We start from the raw sequence: 20,297 nt of genomic DNA on the forward strand, positions 1-20,297 counted from the left end.
GAAAATGAAAACAATTAAATATTTAGGCCTTGTTATATTTTTAGTAGGATTGGGCATTTTTGCAGCTACTCCTTTTTTAGGAAATTTTAAATTAGACCAAAAAACTTTTAACGAAACAATTAGTAGTCAAGGTGTTAAAAGCGAACTATTAATTAAAGATCTTGAATCTAAATTAGTTGGTAAAGATTTTTCTAGCTCAACTTTTTTAGCTCCCGTGCTTGATGATGCTATAGACAAAGCAAATGCCATACACATAAAAAATAAAGAATGGGGCAAAAAAACATATGCTAGTGGTGACAATATGGCGGCAGCAATTCGTAAAGCTTCTAGTTATGGTTTTATACCAGAAAACAAAGGTACAATGTGGTTTTTAACCTTTGGCTTAGGTATTATTGGAGCTCTAATGTTTATACTACCTAATGTAGTTTTACTAGGCAAAAAAGGTATAAAAAATGATGGTATTTATTTACAAAGTGCCACCAACCGAGGTATAATTGCTTGGTTAGTTTTCTTTTTTCTGGTAAGCTTTTATATTATACTTTATTTTTATTCTGAATACGCGGTAAACTGGACATTTTTAGTAGACCCTATTAGTGAAGCCCTTAGCGGAAATCCTGCGGGACATTGGTTTGTATATGGTTTTATGTATTGTGTGGTTATGACGGTTATGGCTGTACGTATGTACATAAAATACAGACATAATATGTACCAAATATTCCGTACAACATCTGTATTATTTTTTCAAATAGTATTTGCATTCTTAATACCAGAAATTATGGTGCGCTTGCAAATGCCTTATTACGATTTTAAAAATGCATTTCCTTTAGATTATGATTTCTTTTTTCAATGGAATTTAAAAGATCTTATTGCTAACGGTGGTATTGGTATTTTTATACTTGTTTGGGGTATAGCACTAACCCTTGTAATTGTACCAATAATGGTCTATTTCTTTGGTAAAAGATGGTATTGCTCTTGGGTATGTGGCTGTGGTGGTTTAGCAGAAACACTTGGAGACCCTTACAGACAACACTCTAGCAAATCTTTATTCTCTTGGAAAGTAGAACGCTGGTTAATACACGCAGTGTTAGTTTTTGCTGTAGGTATGACGCTTATGACTCTTTATAGCTTTTTTGCCGAATCTAGTACGGTTCTAGGTATAAAAACACAAACCGTACAAAATATATACAGCCTTTTAATAGGTGCTATTTTTGCTGGTGTTATTGGCACTGGTTTTTATCCAATTTTTGGTAATAGAGTGTGGTGTAGATTTGGTTGCCCGTTAGCCGCTTACTTAGGTTTTGTGCAACGTTTTAAGTCTAGGTTTAGAATTACTACAAATGGCGGTCAATGTATTTCTTGCGGTAACTGTTCTACTTACTGTGAACAAGGTATAGATGTACGTGCCTATGCTCAAAAAGGAGAAAACATTGTACGCTCTAGTTGTGTTGGTTGCGGTGTATGCTCTGCTGTTTGTCCACGTGGCGTTTTAAAATTAGAAAACGGACCAGAAGAAGGACGTATTAACCCTACTGAAGTTTTATTGGGTAACGATGTAGATTTAATGGAACTAGTAAATAAAAAATAAATGATGCTTTTACGATTACTTCTTGTTTCTTTTACCATAGTGCTAAGCATAAACAACTTAGATTATAAAGAGTATAGCAAGCAATATTACGCATCTGGAGCTCTAAAGGCAGAAGGCTGGCTAAGCAATGGTTCTAAAAATGGTTTTTGGAAATTTTACAATGAGAATAAAACTCTTGCCAAACAAGGGCATTACACCAACAATAAAAAAGAAAACTATTGGTACTTTTACAACCTTAATGGTAAAATAGAAAAAGAAGGACATTATAAAAATAATAGCAAAACTGGTTGGTGGTTATTTTATACAAGTGACGGAAAAATAAACCATAAATGCCAATTATCTAATGATGTTAAAAATGGCTATTGCCTAAAATACAAGAACGAAAAGCTTTCTTCTGCCGAAAAATATAAAAATGGTAAAAAAATTAAAGAATGGTTTAGTTTTGCAGGCTTTAAAAAGGAAAACAATTTATCCGACTTAAGGTAATGGCAAAAATTAATGTAATTATTCCGGCTTATAATGAAGCCAACTCTATAGCTAAGGTTATAAAAGATATACCCGCAATTGTTTCCGAAATTATAGTTGTAAACAACAATTCTACAGACAACACTGTTAGTAATGCAGAAAAAGCAGGCGCTACTGTGCTAACAGAAAACAGAAAAGGGTACGGTTATGCCTGTTTAAAAGGTATGGATTACATTGCTAAAAAATCCAACAAACCAGATATTATCGTATTTCTAGACGGAGATTACTCTGATTATCCAGAGGAATTAGTAAAAATTGTTGCACCAATAATAGACAACAAAGTAGACTTTGTAGTAGGCGCCAGAACAAAAAAAGGAAGAGAAAAAGGTAGTATGACTCCCCAACAAGTGTTTGGAAACAGGCTTGCAACGGTATTAATGAAAATTTTTTTTAATGCAAAGTTTACAGATTTAGGCCCGTTTAGAGCAATTAAGTACAAAACACTGCTAAACCTAGATATGCAAGACAAAACTTATGGTTGGACTGTTGAAATGCAACTTAAAATTCTAAAGAAAAAGTTAAAATATTTAGAGGTTCCTGTACGTTATAAAAAAAGAATTGGCGTATCAAAGGTCTCAGGCACAGTAAAAGGTACTATATTTGCCGGTGTAAAGATCCTTGGTTGGATATTTAAATATAGTTTTAAGTAATATGGAAATTGCAATTACATACATAATTATTGGTATATACAGTTTAGCTTTATTGTTAATATTTTTTTACAGTTTAGCTCAACTTAATTTACTTGTTAATTATTTAGGTTACAGAAGAAGAAATAAAGAAGCTCCTAAATACAACCTTTTAGACGCTAAAGAAGTTCCTTATGTAACTATACAACTTCCAATATATAATGAAGAATACGTTGTTGAAAGGTTATTAGAGAACATTGCAAAAATAGAATACCCTAGTAACAAACTGGAAATTCAGGTTTTAGATGACTCTACAGACGACTCTGTAATAGAAACCGAAAGACAAATAAAAGCTTTACAAGAAACTGGTTTAGATATACAACATATTAGAAGAACCAACAGACAAGGATACAAAGCTGGTGCTTTAAAAGAAGGACTAACATCTGCAAAAGGTGATTTTATTGCCATTTTTGATGCCGATTTTTTACCAGATTCAGACTGGTTAAAGAAAACTGTTATTTACTTTAAAGATGAAGAAATAGGTGTTGTACAAACCAGATGGGGACATATTAACAGAGATTATTCTGTTTTAACAAGAATACAAGCTTTTGCATTAGATGCTCACTTTACTTTAGAACAAGTAGGCCGTAATGCAAAAGGACACTTTATAAACTTTAACGGTACTGCTGGTATCTGGCGAAAAACTTGCATTATTGATGCTGGTAACTGGGAAGGTGACACGTTAACAGAAGATTTAGATTTAAGCTACCGTGCACAATTAAAAAACTGGAAGTTTAAATATTTAGAAGACGTAGAAACACCTGCAGAATTACCTGTTGTTATTTCTGCAGCTCGTTCTCAACAATTTAGATGGAACAAAGGTGGTGCAGAAAACTTTAGAAAATCTGTAGTTAGTGTTGTTACCGCTAAAAACATCTCCTTTAAAACTAAGTTTCACGGTGTTATGCACCTCCTAAACAGTTCAATGTTTTTATGCGTATTTTTAGTTGCACTACTAAGTATACCAATGCTTTATATTAAAAACAGGAACGAATCTTTAGGATGGGTTTTTGAGGTAACTAGCTTTTTTATTTTAAGTACGGTAATATTATTTGTATGCTACTGGTTTACTTTCAAAAGCATACAAGGCAGTAGTTTTAGTAAGTTTATAGACTATATAAGACTCTTTTTTACATTCTTTTCTGTAGCCCTTGGTTTTTCTTTACACAACACATTAGCTGTATTAGAAGGTCACAGAGGTAAAAGAAGTGAGTTTGTACGTACTCCTAAATTTAATATCAATAATATTTCTGATAGTTGGAAAGGAAATAAATACCTTACTAAAAAATTATCTCCAAATATGATTTTAGAATTTGGACTAATGTTATATTTCTTGTTTGGTATGTACTCTGCAATTCCTCTAAACGATTTTGGTCTGTTTCCATTCCATTTTATGTTGTTTTTAGGGTTTGGCTACGTTTTCTTTAACTCACTTACAGCAAAGGCTTAAATTAAGCTTTAAACGTTATATTTACTATTAAGTTTTTACACTCTACCTTTATTAAATTAGTGTATTTTTAATGACTATTACATTTACACACTTCATTTCTTAAACACTATTGTTAAAAAAGTGAATTGTATATTTTTTAGTACATTAGAAGACTTAATGTAAATTATATTTTTTGTAATGCAAGTAAAAATTTTATCATATTATAGGTTACACAAAATACCTATATTATTACTACTTGCTAGCCTACTTTTTTATTACACTTTTGCATACCATTTAGTACGCACAGATTTTCCTAAGTTAATTACTCTAGCTGCGGCACTATTTTTTTTATGCTACAAGCTTATACAATTTGAAAAATGGAACTTTAAGTTTTTACTCGCTGCGGGCATTTTATTTAGGTTTATTTTTTTATTTGTAGAGCCAATGCTATCTCAAGATTTTTATAGGTTTATTTGGGATGGCGAATTAGTTCTACAAGGCCAAAACCCATATTTACAAACACCAAATACTATTGTAGAACTAGGAAAAGTTCATATAAATAATGCTGCTCATTTATACGCAAGTATGGGAGAAATTAGCGCAAAAAACTTTAGTAATTACCCACCATTAAATCAGTTTATATTTGCACTAGCAGCATTGTTTAGTTGCAAAAGTATGCTTGGCAGTATACTAACAATGCGTCTTGTAATTATACTTGCAGATATTGGCATTCTATATTTTGGCCGCAAATTACTGGCAAAACTAAACTTATCATCACACTTACTATTTTGGTACTTTTTAAATCCACTAGTAATTATAGAGCTTACAGGAAATCTTCATTTTGAAGGTGTAATGCTTTTCTTTTTTATTTGGAGTATGCATTTACTTTCTCAAAAAAAATATTTGCTTGCCGCTCCTATTTTAGCACTATCAATAGCTGTAAAACTTGTACCACTAATGTTTTTACCCTTATTTATAAGACATTTAGGTTTAAAAAAAGTAATTCCTTTTTACACTATAATTGGTGTTACTATACTTGCTCTTTTAGTACCATTTTATTCATCAGAATTTATAAATAATTACACCACAACTATAGGACTTTGGTTTAGTAATTTTGAGTTTAATGCTAGCATCTATAACATTATTAAAAAAGTTGCCGAAATTAATGGTAGTAAAGACTGGGAAACCATTAGGGCATTCGGAAAAATATCTCCATATATAACTATAGCAATGGTTTTTCTTTTCTCTCTTTTAAAAAATAACAAAACCATTACTAGCTTATTTACTAGTATGCTCTGGGTATTAACTATATACTATTTTATATCTACTACTGTGCACCCTTGGTATATAATTTTTATAGCATTACTTAGTGTATTTACTAAGTTTAGATTTGCAATTTTATGGTCTGCATTAGTATTTTTAAGTTATTGGGCATACTCCAACCCAGATTTTAAAGAACATTTAGGTATACTAGCAATTGAGTATATTACAATTTTTAGCTTTGTAATTTACGAATTACTCAGACTTAATAGACAAAACTTACTTTATTCAAAAAAATAAACTTGCAAATTAGGCTAGCTTAATTTAATTTGTACATTTGGTCTTGTAATGAACAAGAACACAAACATATTATTTTTTAGCAGGGTTTCTACACCCTTAGCTACGCTTGTTCCTACACGCCGCCGCCCGTAAGGGTATTACTTCTATTTTGGAATTAGGTGAGTCCAATTCCGTTTTTCAAGACATAAATTTTTACAATACTAACATTAAAGCAACATTCAATGAGAATTGTAATTGCTAATGCATCGCATATTAAATATGCGCAAATAATTTCTGATACAATAACAGAATCTGCTAAAGTACGCGGTACCGGAATTGCTAAGCGTACGCCAGAATACATTCTAAAAAGGCTGCAAAATGGTAATGCGGTTATTGCCTTAGACGGAGAAAAGTTTGCTGGTTTTTGCTATATAGAGGTTTGGGGACACAATAAATTTGTTGCCAATTCTGGACTTATTGTGCATCCAGATTTTAGGAATCTTGGGCTTGCAAAAAAAATAAAAGAGCGCATTTTTAAACTATCTAGAGAAAAATTTCCTGACGCAAAAATATTTGGTATTACAACAGGTCTAGCTGTTATGAAAATGAACTATGAACTTGGTTACAAACCAGTTACTTTTTCTGAACTTACAGATGACCCTGAATTTTGGAAAGGATGCCAAACTTGTAAAAATTTTGATGTACTAACTAGAACAGAACAAAAAATGTGTCTTTGTACAGGTATGTTATATGATCCTGCTGCAAAACCAAAAGCTACCGATAAAAAAGAGGTAGATGGCAAAGTATTTAAAAGATTAAAAAGTATAAAAGAGCAATTGTTCTTAAAAAAGAAAAATAAAGATGAGTAAATTAGTTTTAGCATATAGTGGTGGTTTAGATACGTCTTACTGCGCAAAATATTTATCAAAAGACAAAGGTTTTGAAGTACACGCTGTTAGTGTAAATACTGGTGGTTTTACTAAACAAGAAATTACTAATATTAAAAAGAAAGCTCTAGAATTGGGGGCATCCAGCTATACTTCTATAGATGCTGTACAAACATTTTACAACAAGGTTGTAAAATATTTAATTTTTGGGAATGTTTTAAAAAATAATACATATCCATTATCTGTTAGTGCAGAGCGTATTGTACAGGCTATAGAAATTGTAAATCACGCAAAAAAAATAGGCGCCAAATACATTGCTCATGGCAGTACAGGGGCAGGTAATGACCAGGTTAGGTTTGATATGATTTTTCAGATCATTGCACCAGAAATAGAAATTATTACTCCTATTAGAGACAACCAATTATCTAGAGAAGTAGAAATTGCATATTTAAAAGAAAATGGTGTAGACTATCCTTGGGAAAAAGCCAAATACTCTATTAATAAAGGACTATGGGGAACTTCTGTTGGTGGCGATGAAACGCTAACATCACATTCTCCATTACCAGATACCGCATATCCTAGTCAGCTTGAAGAAAGAAACCCTTTGGATGTAAAGTTAACTTTTACCAAAGGAGAACTTACAGCAATTAATGATGAGCAAGACAAACCAATTAACAATATTACTAAGTTAAATGATGTTGCCTCAAAATTTGCTATAGGTAGAGACATACACGTTGGCGATACAATTATTGGTATTAAAGGTAGAGTTGGCTTTGAGGCTGCTGCATCATTACTAATTATAAAAGCACACCATTTACTAGAAAAACATACGCTTACAAAATGGCAACAATACCAAAAAGAACAACAGGGTAACTTTTATGGTATGCTATTACATGAAGGTAACTACCTAGATGAAGTTATGCGTAACATTGAAGCCTTTTTAAAAGACACGCAAAAAAATGTTTCTGGAGATGTATTTGTTACACTACACCCGTACAGGTTTGAGCTTAATGGTATTGCCTCCAAACACGACCTTATGAACGCTTCTTTTGGTAGTTACGGTGAAATGAATAAAGGATGGACAGCTGACGATGCTAAAGGATTTATTAAAATTTTATCTAACTCTGGTAAAATATACAATCACGTAAATAAAAATTAAAATAGGATGATTAACATAGGTATTATTGGTGGTTCTGGGTATACAGGTGGGGAGTTAATAAGGTTACTTTTAAATCACCCTAAAGCAAATATTAATTTTGTTTACAGCACAACTAGAGCAGGTAAAAGCATTGCAACTGCACATCCAGATTTATTAGGCCAAACAGATCTTAAATTTACGGGTACAGTAAATTTAAATGTAGATCTTGTTTTTTTGTGCCTTGGTCACGGTAACTCTACCACTTTCTTAACAGAAAATTCATTTTCAAGTAACACTAAAATTATAGATTTAAGTAATGATTTTAGGCTGCAAAATGATGCTATTTTAAACGGAAAAGAATTTATTTACGGCTTACCAGAAACCAATAAAGAAAAAATAAAAACAGCAAATTACATTGCAAATCCGGGTTGCTTTGCTACAGCAATTCAGCTTGCATTACTACCATTGGCAAAAGCAAACATTTTACATAATGATGTGCATATAAATGCTGTAACTGGTAGTACTGGCGCTGGCGTAAAACCAAGCGACTCTACCCATTTTAGCTGGCGTAACAACAATGTATCATGGTACAAACCTTTTACACACCAACATTTAGGTGAAATAGGAGAAAGTTTACAGTCTTTTAAAAATGAAATTGGAGAGTTACTGTTTCTTCCGCAAAGAGGAAACTTTGCCAGAGGTATTTTTGCTACTGCTTACACAAAATATAAAGGGAGTTTAGAAGATGCTTATGAGCTGTACACTAATTTTTATGCAGATGCGAAATTTACAAATGTATCAGACTCAGAAATTCATTTAAAACAAGTAGTAAACACCAACCAATGCCATTTGCACTTGCACTTACATAACGGCAATTTACTAGTTACATCTGCCATAGATAATTTACTAAAAGGTGCATCTGGACAAGCGGTACAGAATATGAATTTAATGTACGGTTTTAATGAAGATGAAGGTTTAAAACTAAAAGCAACCGCATTTTAACATCAATCTAAAAAATAAAAAAACCAACTATGAAACTAGCTATTATAGGTGCCGGAAATTTAGGATTATCTATTGCAAAAGGTATTTTAAATTCTAACGGTGCAACTACAATGTACTTAACAAAAAGAAGTACAGAAAGTATTGAAGAGTATAAAACTTATGGCAACGTAACTGTTACTGCAGACAATAGAGAGGCGGTAAAAAATTCTGATGTCTTAATTTTTGCTGTACAGCCTAATCATTTTGAAGCTATTTTAAATGATGTTAAAGATTTGCTTACAGAAAAACACATTGTAATATCTACCATAACTGGTTTTAGTATTAAAAAAATTGAAGCTATCCTTGGTAAAGACACCTATATTATTAGAAGTATGCCTAACACAGCTATTTCTGTAGGACAGTCTATGACCTGCGTTTGTAGCAACGAAATGGGGAAAAAAAGAATAGAATTAGCCAAAGCCATTTTTAACAGAATGGGGCACTCTTTAGAAATTCCTGAAAGTCAAATGCAAGCTGCAACTGTTATATGTGCAAGCGGAATAGCTTTTTGGATGCGACTAATACGCGCTACTACACAAGGAGCAATACAACTAGGTTTTGATGCTAAAGAAGCACAAGAATTGGCAATGCATACGTGTAACGGTGCTGCTAGTTTATTAATAGAATCTGGCAACCACCCAGAGCAAGAAATAGATCGTGTAACAACGCCTATGGGCTGTACTATTAAAGGTTTAAATGAGATGGAGCACCAAGGATTAAGTTCTTCTTTAATTAGAGGGATTGTAGCTTCGTTTGATAAAATAAGTGAGTTTAAAGTAAAAAATTAAGTATGAATTTATTTGATGTATACCCTTTATATAATGTTACTCCTGTTTCTGCAAAAGGCAGCCAGGTAATAGATGATAAAGGTCAAGAATATTTAGATTTTTATGGTGGCCATGCAGTAATTTCCATAGGACATTCTCACCCGCATTACGTACGCAGAATTAAAGAGCAATTAGATAAAATTGCCTTTTATAGCAATGCTGTACAAAACCCATTACAAGGTGAGTTAGCAGAGAAATTAGTGCAACTGTCTAACTGTACAGACTACAATTTGTTTTTATGTAACTCTGGTGCAGAAGCCAATGAAAATGCATTAAAATTAGCATCATTCTACACCAACAAATCTAGAGTTATTGCTTTTAATAACGGGTTTCATGGCAGAACATCTGCTGCTGTTGCAGCTACAGATAATGCCGCCATAAATGCACCAATAAATAAACAACAGAAAGTAACTTTTGTAGCGTTTAATGATATTAAATCTTTTACTTCTGAAATTGAAAAAGATGATGTTTGTGCTGTTATTTTAGAGGCAGTACAAGGCGTTGGTGGTTTGGATGAACCTACTACAGAGTTTTACCAAAAAATAGAAGCTTTATGCAAAAAGTACAATGTGGTTTTAATTGCAGATGAAGTACAGTCTGGCTACGGAAGAACTGGCGAGTTTTTTGCTTATCAGCATCATAATATAAAACCAGATATTGTAACAATTGCCAAAGGAATGGGTAATGGTTTTCCTGTGGGCGGTGTTCTAATTCAAGAAAAAATAAAAGCCTCTTACGGTTTATTAGGTACTACTTTTGGTGGCAACCATTTAGCTTGTGCTGCTTGTTTAGCTGTTTTAGAAGTTATAGAGCAAGAAGATTTACTACGTAATGCTGCTAAAATGAATGCTTACTTTTTGCAAAAGGCCGCTAGCGTACCACAAATAAAAAAAGTAAAAGGTCGCGGATTAATGCTAGGACTTCAATTTGATTTTGAAGTTGGTGATCTTAGAAAAAAAATGATATACAACCAGTTTGTATTTACTGGCGGAGCTAAGGATAAAACCTTATTGCGTATTCTGCCTGCGCTAAACATAACTACAGCTTTAATAGATATGTTTTTTGATGCTTTACAAGCTGAATTAAAAGAATTATAATGAAGAATTACGTTTCCATAGCAGATATAAATTCGCTTCCCAATTGGGTTGATGAAGCCATAGAATTGAAGAAAAACCCTAAGAAATATAAATACTTAGGGGAAAATAAAACCATTGTTTTATTGTTTTTTAATAACAGCTTAAGAACACGGCTTAGCACACAAAAAGCTGCCCAAAACTTGGGTATGGAGGTTATTGTTATGAATTTTGGTGCTGAGGGCTGGACACTAGAATTTACAGATGGCACTGTTATGGACCAAGGCAAATCTGAACACGTAAAAGAGGCTGCACAAGTAGTTTCTCAGTACTGCGATGTTATTGGCATTAGAGCCTTTGCCAATTTACAAGATAAAGAAGAAGACGAAGCAGAGTTGGTTATTAACGGGTTTATAAAACACGCTACTGTTCCTATTTTAAATATGGAAAGCTCTGTTGGCCACCCGTTACAAGCATTGGCAGATGCTATTACTTTGGCAGAAAACAACAATAAACCTAAGCCAAAAGTAGTGCTTTCTTGGGCTCCACATCCTAAGGCTTTACCACATGCTGTGGCAAATTCTTTTATAGAAATGATGCATTTACAAGATGCTGACTTTGTAATTACACACCCAAAAGGGTACGAGTTAAATACTAATATTACTAAAGGTGCTACTATAGAATATGACCAAGACAAGGCTTTAGAAAATGCCGATTTTGTGTACGTTAAAAACTGGAGTAGTTACCAAAATTACGGTCAGGTTTTAAATCAAGATAAAAACTGGACCGTTACTTTAAAAAAATTAGGAGCTGCTAAATTTATGCATTGCTTACCTGTACGTAGAAATGTAATTGTAGAAGATGCGGTTTTAGACAGTAACCAATCTTTAGTAATAGAACAAGCCAATAACAGAACTTTTGCCGCACAAATAGCACTAAAAAAAATACTAGAAAACCAATAACTATGGCACAAAAATTATCCATCGTAAAAATTGGCGGTAACGTAATAGAAAACAAAAAAGAACTGAGTAAGTTTTTAATTGCTTTTTCTAAAATTGAAGGTCTAAAAATATTGGTTCACGGTGGCGGAAAATTAGCTACCGAACTTGGAAAAAAACTGGGAATTGAATCTACACTTATAAACGGAAGGCGCATTACAAACGCACAAAGTTTAGAACTAATTACTATGGTTTACGGTGGGTTAGCCAACAAAAATATTGTTGTAGAATTGCAGTCACTAAATTGTAACGCTATTGGTTTAAGCGGTGCAGATGCTAATGTTATACAAGCAGTAAAAAGACCAGTAAAAGACATAGATTATGGCTTTGCTGGCGACATTGTAGCTGTTAACAGTAATACTATACATGCTATGCTACAAAACAACTGGACGCCTGTTTTTTGTGCACTTACACATAATAAATTCGGGCAATTACTAAACACCAATGCAGATACCATTGCCTCTGAAATTGCTATTGCTATGAGTAGTTTGTATGACACTACATTGTATTATTGCTTTGAGAAAAAAGGTGTTTTATTAGACATAACAAATGAAAATTCTGTAGTAAAAAAAATAAATACAGAAACCTATAAAGAACTTTTAGATAGTAAAGTAATTGCAGATGGTATGTTACCCAAACTTGAAAACTGCTTTAATGCTTTACAGAAAAAAGTAACTACGGTTTGCATAGGAGATGTTTCTATGTTAGATAAAAATGAAACACTTTACACCACAATAACACTATAAAAATGGAACAAAAACAGCTTACAGAAAAAGCTATAGATTTATTAAAAGAATTAATAGCTATACAATCATTTTCATCTGAAGAGGATAAAACTGCAGATGCAATTGAAAACTGGTTTACAAGTTTTAATATTCCGTTTACTAGAGATAATAATAATGTTTATGCTAAAAACAAGCATTGGGATGCTAGCAAACCAACCTTGCTTTTAAACTCGCATCATGATACTGTAAAACCAAATTCTGCTTACACTAAAGACCCATTTAATCCGCATATAGAAGACGGTAAATTGTATGGTTTAGGAAGCAATGATGCTGGTGGTTGTTTAGTGTCTTTATTGGCTACATTTTCTCATTTTTACAATGCCGAAAACCTAAAGCATAATATACTTATGGTAGCCTCTATGGAAGAAGAATCTGCCGGACCAAATAGCTTAAGAGGTTTACTACCTAAGTTACCACAAATTGATGTTGCTATTGTTGGTGAACCTACATTAATGCAGTTGGCTATTGCAGAAAAAGGACTTATTGTTTTTGATGCCGAAGTTAAAGGAACACCATCTCATGCAGCGCACCCAAATAATGACAATTCTATTTACAACACTATAAAAGTGTTAGAGTGGTTTAAAAACTATTCTTTTTCTAAAGTCTCTGATGTTTTAGGCGAAGTAAAACTTACCGTTACCCAAATTAATGCTGGCAAACAACACAATGTTGTACCCGCAAAAGTAGACTTAGTAATAGATGTTAGGGTAAATGATAAATATACCAATAAAGAGGTTGCAGAAATATTACAAAAAGAAGCTCCTTGCAAGCTTACTCCTCGTGGTTTAAAGTTAAATTCTTCAGCCATAGACATAAGTCATCCTTTAGTACAAGCTGGTATTGCTTTAGGGAGAAAAACGTATGGTTCTCCAACACTATCAGACCAAGCAGCACTTACGTGTCAGTCTTTAAAATTAGGACCAGGAGACAGCACAAGGTCACATTCTGCAGACGAGTTTATTTATGTGAATGAGATTGAAGAAGGTATAGATTTATACATTAAAATATTAAATGGGTTTCTGCAATAAGTAAGCACCTAAAAAAACAAAAAGATTATGAAACTTTGGGACAAAGGATTTAGTACCGATAAAAAAATAGATCATTTTACAGTTGGTAATGACAGGGAGTTAGACTTACTACTTGCTAAGTACGATGTTATTGCGTCTAAAGCACACGCAAAAATGCTTGGCAAAATAGGACTTATTACAGCGCAAGAAGCAGAGAATTTGGTTAAAGAGCTAAGTGCTATTGCAAAAACCATAGAAGAAGGCTCTTTTGTTATTGAAGATTCTTTTGAGGATATGCACTCTAAAATAGAGTTTGTATTAACCGAAAAATTAGGTGACACCGGAAAAAAAATACACACAGCACGTTCTAGAAATGATCAGGTTTTAGTGGCTATGCATTTGTATTTAAAAGATGAATTACAAGAAATTAAGAGCGAAGTTAAAGTTTTATTTAACCTACTTTTAAATCTTGCTGATAAATACAAAAATGTGTTATTGCCTGGTTATACACATTTGCAAATTGCTATGCCCTCTTCATTTGGACTTTGGTTTTCAGCCTATGCAGAAAGCTTAATAGATGATTTGTATTTTGTTGATGCCGCCTACAAAATAGCAGATCAAAATCCGCTTGGTAGTGCTGCTGGTTACGGCAGTTCTTTTCCTATAGACAGAGATTTTACTACAAAAGAAATGGGCTTTGCCTCTCAAAAATACAATGTTGTAGCTGCGCAAATGGGCCGTGGTAAAGTAGAAAAAGCTGCTGCCTTTGGTATTAGTAACGTTGCTGCTACCCTATCTAAAATGGCAATGGACATTTGTTTGTATATGAGTCAGAATTTTAATTTTATTTCTTTTCCGGATGAACTTACAACGGGTTCTAGCATTATGCCGCACAAGAAAAACCCAGATGTTTTTGAGTTAATACGTGGTAAATGCAATAAATTACAAGCTATACCTAACCAGTTAATTTTAATAACAAACAACTTACCTAGTGGCTACCACAGAGATTTACAATTGGTAAAAGAAGTTATTATACCTGCCATACAAGATATTAAAGCTTGTTTAGAAATACTGACCTTTAGCTTAAAAGAAGTACGTGTAAATGAAACCATTTTAGAAGACCCTAAATACGATTATTTATTTAGTGTAGACACGTTAAACGAGTTGGTTTTAAGCGGAATACCATTTAGAGATGCTTATAAAAAAATGGGCAAAGAAATTAATGAAGGTACTTTTGCCCCTAAAAAAGATATTAAACACACACACCAAGGCAGTTTAGGTAATTTATGCTTGCAAGAAATTAGAGATAAATTAATTGATTAAAATTTTAATCCTTTTTCCCAAAAAAAAAGATAAAACCCCTAACATCAAAATATTAGGGGTTTTAATTTTATTTAAAAATATCAGCTTATAAAAAACTAGGAATAAAAAAAAGCTGTGTTAAAAACACAGCTTTTATATTAATTAACCATACCTAGGTTAACAACTTCTTGTTTTGTTAAGTAACGCCAGTGTCCACGTGGTAAATCTTTTTTAGTTAAACCTCCGTAAACAACCCTATCTAACTTTACAACTTCATAGTCTAAGTGTTCAAAAATTTTAGTTACAATATTACTTCTACTACTAAAAAGTTCTATACCAACTTGGTTTTTAGGAGCATTATCTACATAACTAATATCGTGTACGTTTACTACTTTTTCATCAATAGCAATACCGTCTTGAATCTTTTTTAAATCTGCAGCACTTAATGGTCTAGATAATTCTACATGGTAAATTTTACGCAAACCATTTTTAGGGTTTAGCAATCGTCTTGTAAGTTCTTTGTCATTAGTAAACAACAATAAACCTGTAGATGCTTTAGTCATTTTATCTACCGGTAATAACGTAGCTTTAGAAGCGCTAGAAATTAAACCTGCAACATTTCTTTTACCGTGTTCATTTCTAACGGTTGTGCTAAAATCTTTTGGCTTATTTAGTAAAACGTATTCTCTTTTTTCCGGATTAAGGTGTCTACCATCAAACTTAACAACATCATCAAGCTTAACTTTATACCCCATTTCTGATACTACTTTACCATTTACGGTAACACTACCAGCAGCAATAAAAACATCTGCTTCTCTTCTAGAACATACTCCAGAATTTGCAACATATTTATTTAACCTTATAGAATTAGGATCTGAAGGTTTTTGAGTACTTTTTGGTTTACCTGAACCAGTAAAATTCCTCTTTCTTGTTCCTCCATTATCCTTTCCTGAAGATTTTCTGTCCTTATTATAGTCAGATCTACCCATTGTATTATATTTTTTGCAAAGGTAGCAAAGGAATTTGAATAACTATATAATAGTTTAACTAATTAATCTTTAAACGTAACAGTGCTTTGTCGCTCTCTATTTACTTGTAAATTAGTAACATCTGAGTTGGAATACAATTTTATTTTACTGAATTTACAACGCTCCTACTACACTTTAGTTAAGCTGATTTATTCTTCTTTTTCAAAAATATAAAGAGTTCCTTCTCCATCTAACTGATAAACTTTGTTTTGATGAACTTGCGGTATATTGTCTATTGGTATTTTTTCTTTTAGGTTTGGTAATTTAGCGTAATCTTCAACTATTGCGGTTTTATGGTTTATTACTAATATTTCACCTGTTTTGGTAGCAGTGAGTGCTATATACGTATCATTAATAAAGCGTTTGGTAAAAAATGTATTTTCTTTAAGAACTGGGTGTGTAATTTCTATCTCACGTTCTAGTTTGCCAGTTGCTAAATCATATACTTGTAGCATATTTTTAACATCAACACCAGTAACAATATGGTATAGTTTATCATTTAACTGTACTGGTCTAGATATAAATAAAAAAAGTGGTTTTTGCCATAACACATCTCCTGTAGCGCTATCAATACCAACAATAGTATCATTACGCAATAGTGCTACTAATACAGTTTTGTAATTGTATATCTCGTGCACAGTACCTGCACGTAATTCTTCGTGTTCTGTACCTTTTAAATGTAGATACTCTCCTAATTTAGAAACATCTAATTTCCATAGTTCCTCTGCATTTTCTAACTGATGGCAACTTAGATTGTTTTCTTTTGTTGAAAGAAAAGTATTATTATCAAGTATCTTGTTAATTAAGTTTAAGTCGAATTTATTATTTATAATTTCACTATTTTTTTTTATTACTCTTATTATATTCCATTTATTGTTTTCATTAGATAAGAAAATTCCATTCGTATGATTTAATAAAATTAAGACATAATCTAAATTTTCTATTTTATTGTTTATTGCATTAATCAAGATTGTTTTAAAATTATTTTCATCTAGTAATGCAATTTTATTTTTAATTGAATAAGAAATGCTGTAATTCCCCTTTAAGAAGATTTCTCCATCAATACAAAAATTATTTTCATCATCGATGTAAAATATTTTATCTTCAATTAGTATTAATTGACTCGATATTTTTCTAATGTTTGCTTTATAAATCATCGACAAGTTGTGCTTTTGTAGATGCTTGAATTTTAATATTATTGTAATTTAATAATTGTCCAAGTTTAGTTTTATCTAATCCTTCCAAAGCCTTTCTGCCTTCATCAGATTTTAGCATTTTCATAAAGTCATCTTTTAAATAGACTCTACCATCGCTAGCGCAAGCATCTTGCTTTTGTTGCTACTGCTTATTTTTACTCTTAATTTATCTTTATACTGTTACGGCACGAGCGTGACGCTCGCGCTAGCGGGGTTATGTTTTGTTTCTATATTGATTCTTTTTCTCCTTCTTTTTCAAAAATGTGGAGAGTTCCTTCTAAATCTAGTATATACAAGTGTGTATCTGTAATCTGCGGAACGTTTGTACCAAGACCTACATCTTTAAAAGTATGAACCCAATCTACTTTTTTTGTTTTCCTATTTAAAGAAAGTACAGAACTGAAATTAACATTTGGAACTTCCTTTAAAAAAGTATGTGCTGTTAAAAAAAGATACTCTGATGTAAAAGGATTATCATTAAAAGAACGAAATGACCTGATATTATATTTAGACAACTCTTCTTTTAATTGATAATAACTGATTTCTTTTGTATTCAAATCAATTTCAAAATAGTAGGTATCAAAAACACCTATTAATTTAGAATCTTGTTTATCTAATACAAAGTTTGTTAGGTCTGGTAATACATCTTTATATAGAGAACCTACCTCAAAACCAACTAATTCTTGCCATTTATGAAGTATCTCACCTGTATTAATATCTACTGATAATAATAAATGATTTCTACAAGCTATTAATAACTGATTTTCATAGACGCCTATAAAATGTATAAGCCTACTATTAAAAATAGTAGCTAAATCTAATTCCCAATTAATTTTACAATTATCAATGTTGAAAGCCGATATTTTATTTTTTTCAAAATAACCTATGCTAGTATTATCTACTACAGATTCTACAGTATAATTTTCAAAAGGGAATTCTTTGATTAAACTTAAAGATGTTAAATCAAAAAGCCCTAAAGACCACATCCATTTCCTATTTTCTCTTCTATAATTAACTGCACAAAAAACTTTGTAATCAAGGTTTGATTTAACAAAAAAAGGGTATGTAATCTTATAATTTTTATTATCTCTTTTAAAAAACTCCTCCCCTTCATTATTATGAAAATAAATACCTTTATCTAAAAGCCAAAAAGAAAAACCCTCTACATCTTTTATTATATTTTCATTATCACATACTAAATTATTTTTTTTTGTAAAATAACTATTATTATCAATACACTTTATTCCTGTGATTTTTTCTTCTTTTTTTACAAATTTATACATAGCTATTATTCTACTTTTATAAATTTAAACAACGCATCCCCCGCTAGCGCAAGCATCTTGCTTGTGCCGTTAAACAAATATTTAAACTGAAAAATTAATCTTTAAACGTAACAGTGCTTTGTCGTTCTCTATTTACTTGTAAATTAGTAACATCTGGTCTTGAGTAATGCCCAACAGGATCAAAGTTTTGTCGTTCTTCATACACCCTATTAAAGTCTATTTTTTGACATATTACTCCTTCTTTGTGTAAAATAGGTGCTACTACCCACTCGCCATCTGGACCTGCAATACAAGAGCCTCCATTAGCTAAAACATCTGGAGCATTTTCTAAAATTTTACTTAAATGTGGTGTGTTTTTAGGGAAATCTTCTTTTCTCATTAAAGATGATACAGAAATAACAAAACTACGAGATTCACGTGCTATAAACTTTGTAATGTCTTTGGTATTATAATCACTACCTGGCCAAACTGCTATGTGCAAATTCTCTCCTAAACCATACAATGCTGCTCTTGGTAAAGGCATCCAATTTTCCCAGCAATTTAAGCCGCCTACTGTAAAATCTTTTAAAGGGTGTACTTGCAAACCATTGCCATCTCCCGGCGCCCAAGTTAAGCGCTCATCATACGTAGGTTGTAATTTTCTGTGTACAGATTTTATTTCACCTTTTTCATTTATGTATACTAAAGAACAATAAATACTGTGTCCGCCTCTGTCTTTAGCACGTTCCATAATACCCAAATAAATAGCCATTTTATGAGTTTTAGCTAATGTACATATGCTGTTTAACTCTCCTGCCTCTACTTGTATAGAATTACGGACGTAATGTGCGTGTATTTCTTTATTTACTTTTAAATCCCATGAAGCACCATTGGTGTGCGCCAACCAAAAAGGATAACCAGGTAACAATGCTTCTCCAAAAACTAAAAGTTCTGTTTTTTGTTCTGCAGCTGCAACAATTGTATGTTCAATTTTTTTTAATGTAGCTTCTTTGTCTAGCCAAACCGGAGAAATTTGAGCCAAACCAACTTTTAAAATGTTGTTCATTATAAAATTCTGTTTAGGACGAGATTTATATCGACCAACAAAATACTAAAAACACCGCTTATAATTACAAACTTTAAGATATTATGTAATGTATTGTATTGCTTTTTGGTGTCTGATTTCCACAGAAATATTAAAAAAATAATTAATAGTAAAACCGCCAATTTAAAGTAGTAGTGCATATGGCCAACATCAAAATTATAAATAAGCAATAATGATGGTACAAGACTAGATGCTATAAGAATAGTAATTGCAATTTTAGATGTTTTTGCGCCGTAAAGTACAGGTACAGTTTTGTAATTTTGGGCTAAATCTCCTGCTATGTTTTCTAAATCTTTTATCATTTCGCGTGCTAAAATGAGTAAAAACAAAAATATAGCGTGTACAAATATTACTGGTTCAAAATTTTTATAATACACAAAAACCACAAAAAATGGTGTTATTGCCAATGTTGCAGAAACAAAATTACCTAAAAAAGGTACTTTCTTTAATTTATGCGAATAAAACCAAATTCCGAAAATATAAGACGAGAAAAAAAGTACTGCTTTAAATGACACATAACTAGCAAAAAAAACAGCCAAAAAGTTTAAAACAAAATACGTAGTTAGTTTGGTACGCTGACTTACCAACCTGTCTAGCATTGTTTTTTTGGGCTTATTTATAAGGTCTTTTTCTGAATCGTAAAAATTATTAATAATGTAGCCCGATGCTACTACCATTGCTGAGACAAGTACTATTATGAATAAATTAAGATCAAAAACTACTTTACGCAATGGTAAGTTTGGTGCCAATATATAAATTGATGCCAAATATTGAGCCAGAGCAATTACCAAAATATTGTAACCTCTGACCACAGAAAACAGACTTAAGAACTTTAAAACTATAAGTTTGTTCTTTCTGTTAAGCATAAAATAAATATATGTTTT

General features: G+C 32.0%; 20 protein-coding genes. 14 read left to right on the forward strand and 6 right to left on the reverse strand.

Annotated elements, in window-relative coordinates; genetic code table 11:
• Positions 1–4 precede the first annotated feature (4 nt).
• The 14 genes from PBN93_RS04065 to argH all read left to right on the forward strand — a co-directional run bounded on the left by PBN93_RS04065 (position 5) and on the right by argH (position 14,843).
• Positions 5–1,585: a 4Fe-4S binding protein gene (locus tag PBN93_RS04065; protein WP_271081499.1), complete on the forward strand. Its 1,581-nt coding sequence runs from the start codon at positions 5–7 to the stop codon at positions 1,583–1,585.
• Complete coding sequence (locus PBN93_RS04070; RefSeq protein ID WP_333780837.1) at positions 1,586–2,071, forward strand: toxin-antitoxin system YwqK family antitoxin; 486 nt, start codon at positions 1,586–1,588, stop codon at positions 2,069–2,071.
• Complete coding sequence (locus tag PBN93_RS04075; RefSeq protein ID WP_077399029.1) at positions 2,071–2,760, forward strand: glycosyltransferase family 2 protein; 690 nt, start codon at positions 2,071–2,073, stop codon at positions 2,758–2,760. Before PBN93_RS04070 ends, PBN93_RS04075 begins: the two co-directional genes overlap by 1 nt.
• Before the next feature lies 1 nt (position 2,761).
• Positions 2,762–4,246: a cellulose synthase family protein gene (locus PBN93_RS04080; RefSeq protein WP_077399282.1), complete on the forward strand. Its 1,485-nt coding sequence runs from the start codon at positions 2,762–2,764 to the stop codon at positions 4,244–4,246.
• A gap of 177 nt (positions 4,247–4,423) precedes the next feature.
• Positions 4,424–5,785 (forward strand): polyprenol phosphomannose-dependent alpha 1,6 mannosyltransferase MptB, encoded by a 1,362-nt coding sequence (gene mptB, locus PBN93_RS04085; protein ID WP_271081500.1) that lies wholly within the window; start codon positions 4,424–4,426, stop codon positions 5,783–5,785.
• A gap of 221 nt (positions 5,786–6,006) precedes the next feature.
• On the forward strand, positions 6,007–6,633 hold the full coding sequence (locus tag PBN93_RS04090) for a GNAT family N-acetyltransferase (RefSeq protein WP_077399035.1): 627 nt from the start codon (positions 6,007–6,009) through the stop codon (positions 6,631–6,633).
• Positions 6,626–7,810, forward strand: a complete 1,185-nt coding sequence (locus tag PBN93_RS04095) for an argininosuccinate synthase (protein WP_271081501.1) — start codon at positions 6,626–6,628, stop codon at positions 7,808–7,810. The genes PBN93_RS04090 and PBN93_RS04095 overlap by 8 nt, the downstream gene beginning before the upstream one ends.
• 6 nt (positions 7,811–7,816) lie before the next feature.
• Positions 7,817–8,791 carry an N-acetyl-gamma-glutamyl-phosphate reductase gene (gene argC / locus PBN93_RS04100; RefSeq protein ID WP_271081502.1) on the forward strand — a complete coding sequence of 325 codons (975 nt, stop codon included), beginning with the start codon at positions 7,817–7,819 and terminating at the stop codon, positions 8,789–8,791.
• A 29-nt stretch (positions 8,792–8,820) separates the two neighbouring features.
• Positions 8,821–9,618 (forward strand): pyrroline-5-carboxylate reductase, encoded by a 798-nt coding sequence (proC, locus tag PBN93_RS04105; protein WP_271081503.1) that lies wholly within the window; start codon positions 8,821–8,823, stop codon positions 9,616–9,618.
• A 2-nt stretch (positions 9,619–9,620) separates the two neighbouring features.
• The gene (locus tag PBN93_RS04110; RefSeq protein WP_271081504.1) at positions 9,621–10,754 is read left to right on the forward strand and encodes an aspartate aminotransferase family protein; all 1,134 of its coding nucleotides are present in this window, start codon (positions 9,621–9,623) and stop codon (positions 10,752–10,754) included.
• Positions 10,754–11,692 carry a Rossmann-fold NAD(P)-binding domain-containing protein gene (locus PBN93_RS04115; protein WP_271081505.1) on the forward strand — a complete coding sequence of 313 codons (939 nt, stop codon included), beginning with the start codon at positions 10,754–10,756 and terminating at the stop codon, positions 11,690–11,692. The genes PBN93_RS04110 and PBN93_RS04115 overlap by 1 nt, the downstream gene beginning before the upstream one ends.
• Before the next feature lie 2 nt (positions 11,693–11,694).
• Positions 11,695–12,474 carry an acetylglutamate kinase gene (gene argB / locus PBN93_RS04120; RefSeq protein ID WP_271081506.1) on the forward strand — a complete coding sequence of 260 codons (780 nt, stop codon included), beginning with the start codon at positions 11,695–11,697 and terminating at the stop codon, positions 12,472–12,474.
• Between the two features lie 2 nt (positions 12,475–12,476).
• The gene (locus PBN93_RS04125; RefSeq protein WP_271081507.1) at positions 12,477–13,541 is read left to right on the forward strand and encodes a M20 family metallo-hydrolase; all 1,065 of its coding nucleotides are present in this window, start codon (positions 12,477–12,479) and stop codon (positions 13,539–13,541) included.
• 27 nt (positions 13,542–13,568) lie between these two features.
• Complete coding sequence (argH, locus tag PBN93_RS04130; protein ID WP_271081508.1) at positions 13,569–14,843, forward strand: argininosuccinate lyase; 1,275 nt, start codon at positions 13,569–13,571, stop codon at positions 14,841–14,843.
• Positions 14,844–14,980: 137 nt separating this feature from the next.
• Here the strand turns inward: argH and PBN93_RS04135 are convergent, their stop codons facing one another.
• The 6 genes from PBN93_RS04135 to PBN93_RS04160 all read right to left on the reverse strand — a co-directional run bounded on the left by PBN93_RS04135 (position 14,981) and on the right by PBN93_RS04160 (position 20,279).
• Positions 14,981–15,811, reverse strand: coding sequence for a pseudouridine synthase (locus tag PBN93_RS04135; protein ID WP_271081509.1), 831 nt, complete (start codon positions 15,809–15,811; stop codon positions 14,981–14,983).
• Between the two features lie 188 nt (positions 15,812–15,999).
• Positions 16,000–17,007, reverse strand: coding sequence for an outer membrane protein assembly factor BamB family protein (locus PBN93_RS04140; protein WP_271081510.1), 1,008 nt, complete (start codon positions 17,005–17,007; stop codon positions 16,000–16,002).
• Positions 16,997–17,131 (reverse strand): hypothetical protein, encoded by a 135-nt coding sequence (locus PBN93_RS04145; protein ID WP_271081511.1) that lies wholly within the window; start codon positions 17,129–17,131, stop codon positions 16,997–16,999. The genes PBN93_RS04140 and PBN93_RS04145 overlap by 11 nt, the downstream gene beginning before the upstream one ends.
• A 142-nt stretch (positions 17,132–17,273) precedes the next feature.
• Positions 17,274–18,329, reverse strand: a complete 1,056-nt coding sequence (locus tag PBN93_RS04150) for a hypothetical protein (protein ID WP_271081512.1) — start codon at positions 18,327–18,329, stop codon at positions 17,274–17,276.
• 94 nt (positions 18,330–18,423) lie between these two features.
• Positions 18,424–19,374, reverse strand: a complete 951-nt coding sequence (locus PBN93_RS04155) for a carbon-nitrogen hydrolase family protein (protein ID WP_271081513.1) — start codon at positions 19,372–19,374, stop codon at positions 18,424–18,426.
• Positions 19,374–20,279 (reverse strand): geranylgeranylglycerol-phosphate geranylgeranyltransferase, encoded by a 906-nt coding sequence (locus PBN93_RS04160; protein WP_271081514.1) that lies wholly within the window; start codon positions 20,277–20,279, stop codon positions 19,374–19,376. The genes PBN93_RS04155 and PBN93_RS04160 overlap by 1 nt, the downstream gene beginning before the upstream one ends.
• Between the last annotated feature and the right edge of the window lie 18 nt (positions 20,280–20,297).

Origin of the sequence: Cellulophaga omnivescoria, from assembly GCF_027915275.1 — a bacterium.
In the GTDB taxonomy this organism is placed as follows: Bacteria; Bacteroidota; Bacteroidia; order Flavobacteriales; family Flavobacteriaceae; genus Cellulophaga; species Cellulophaga omnivescoria.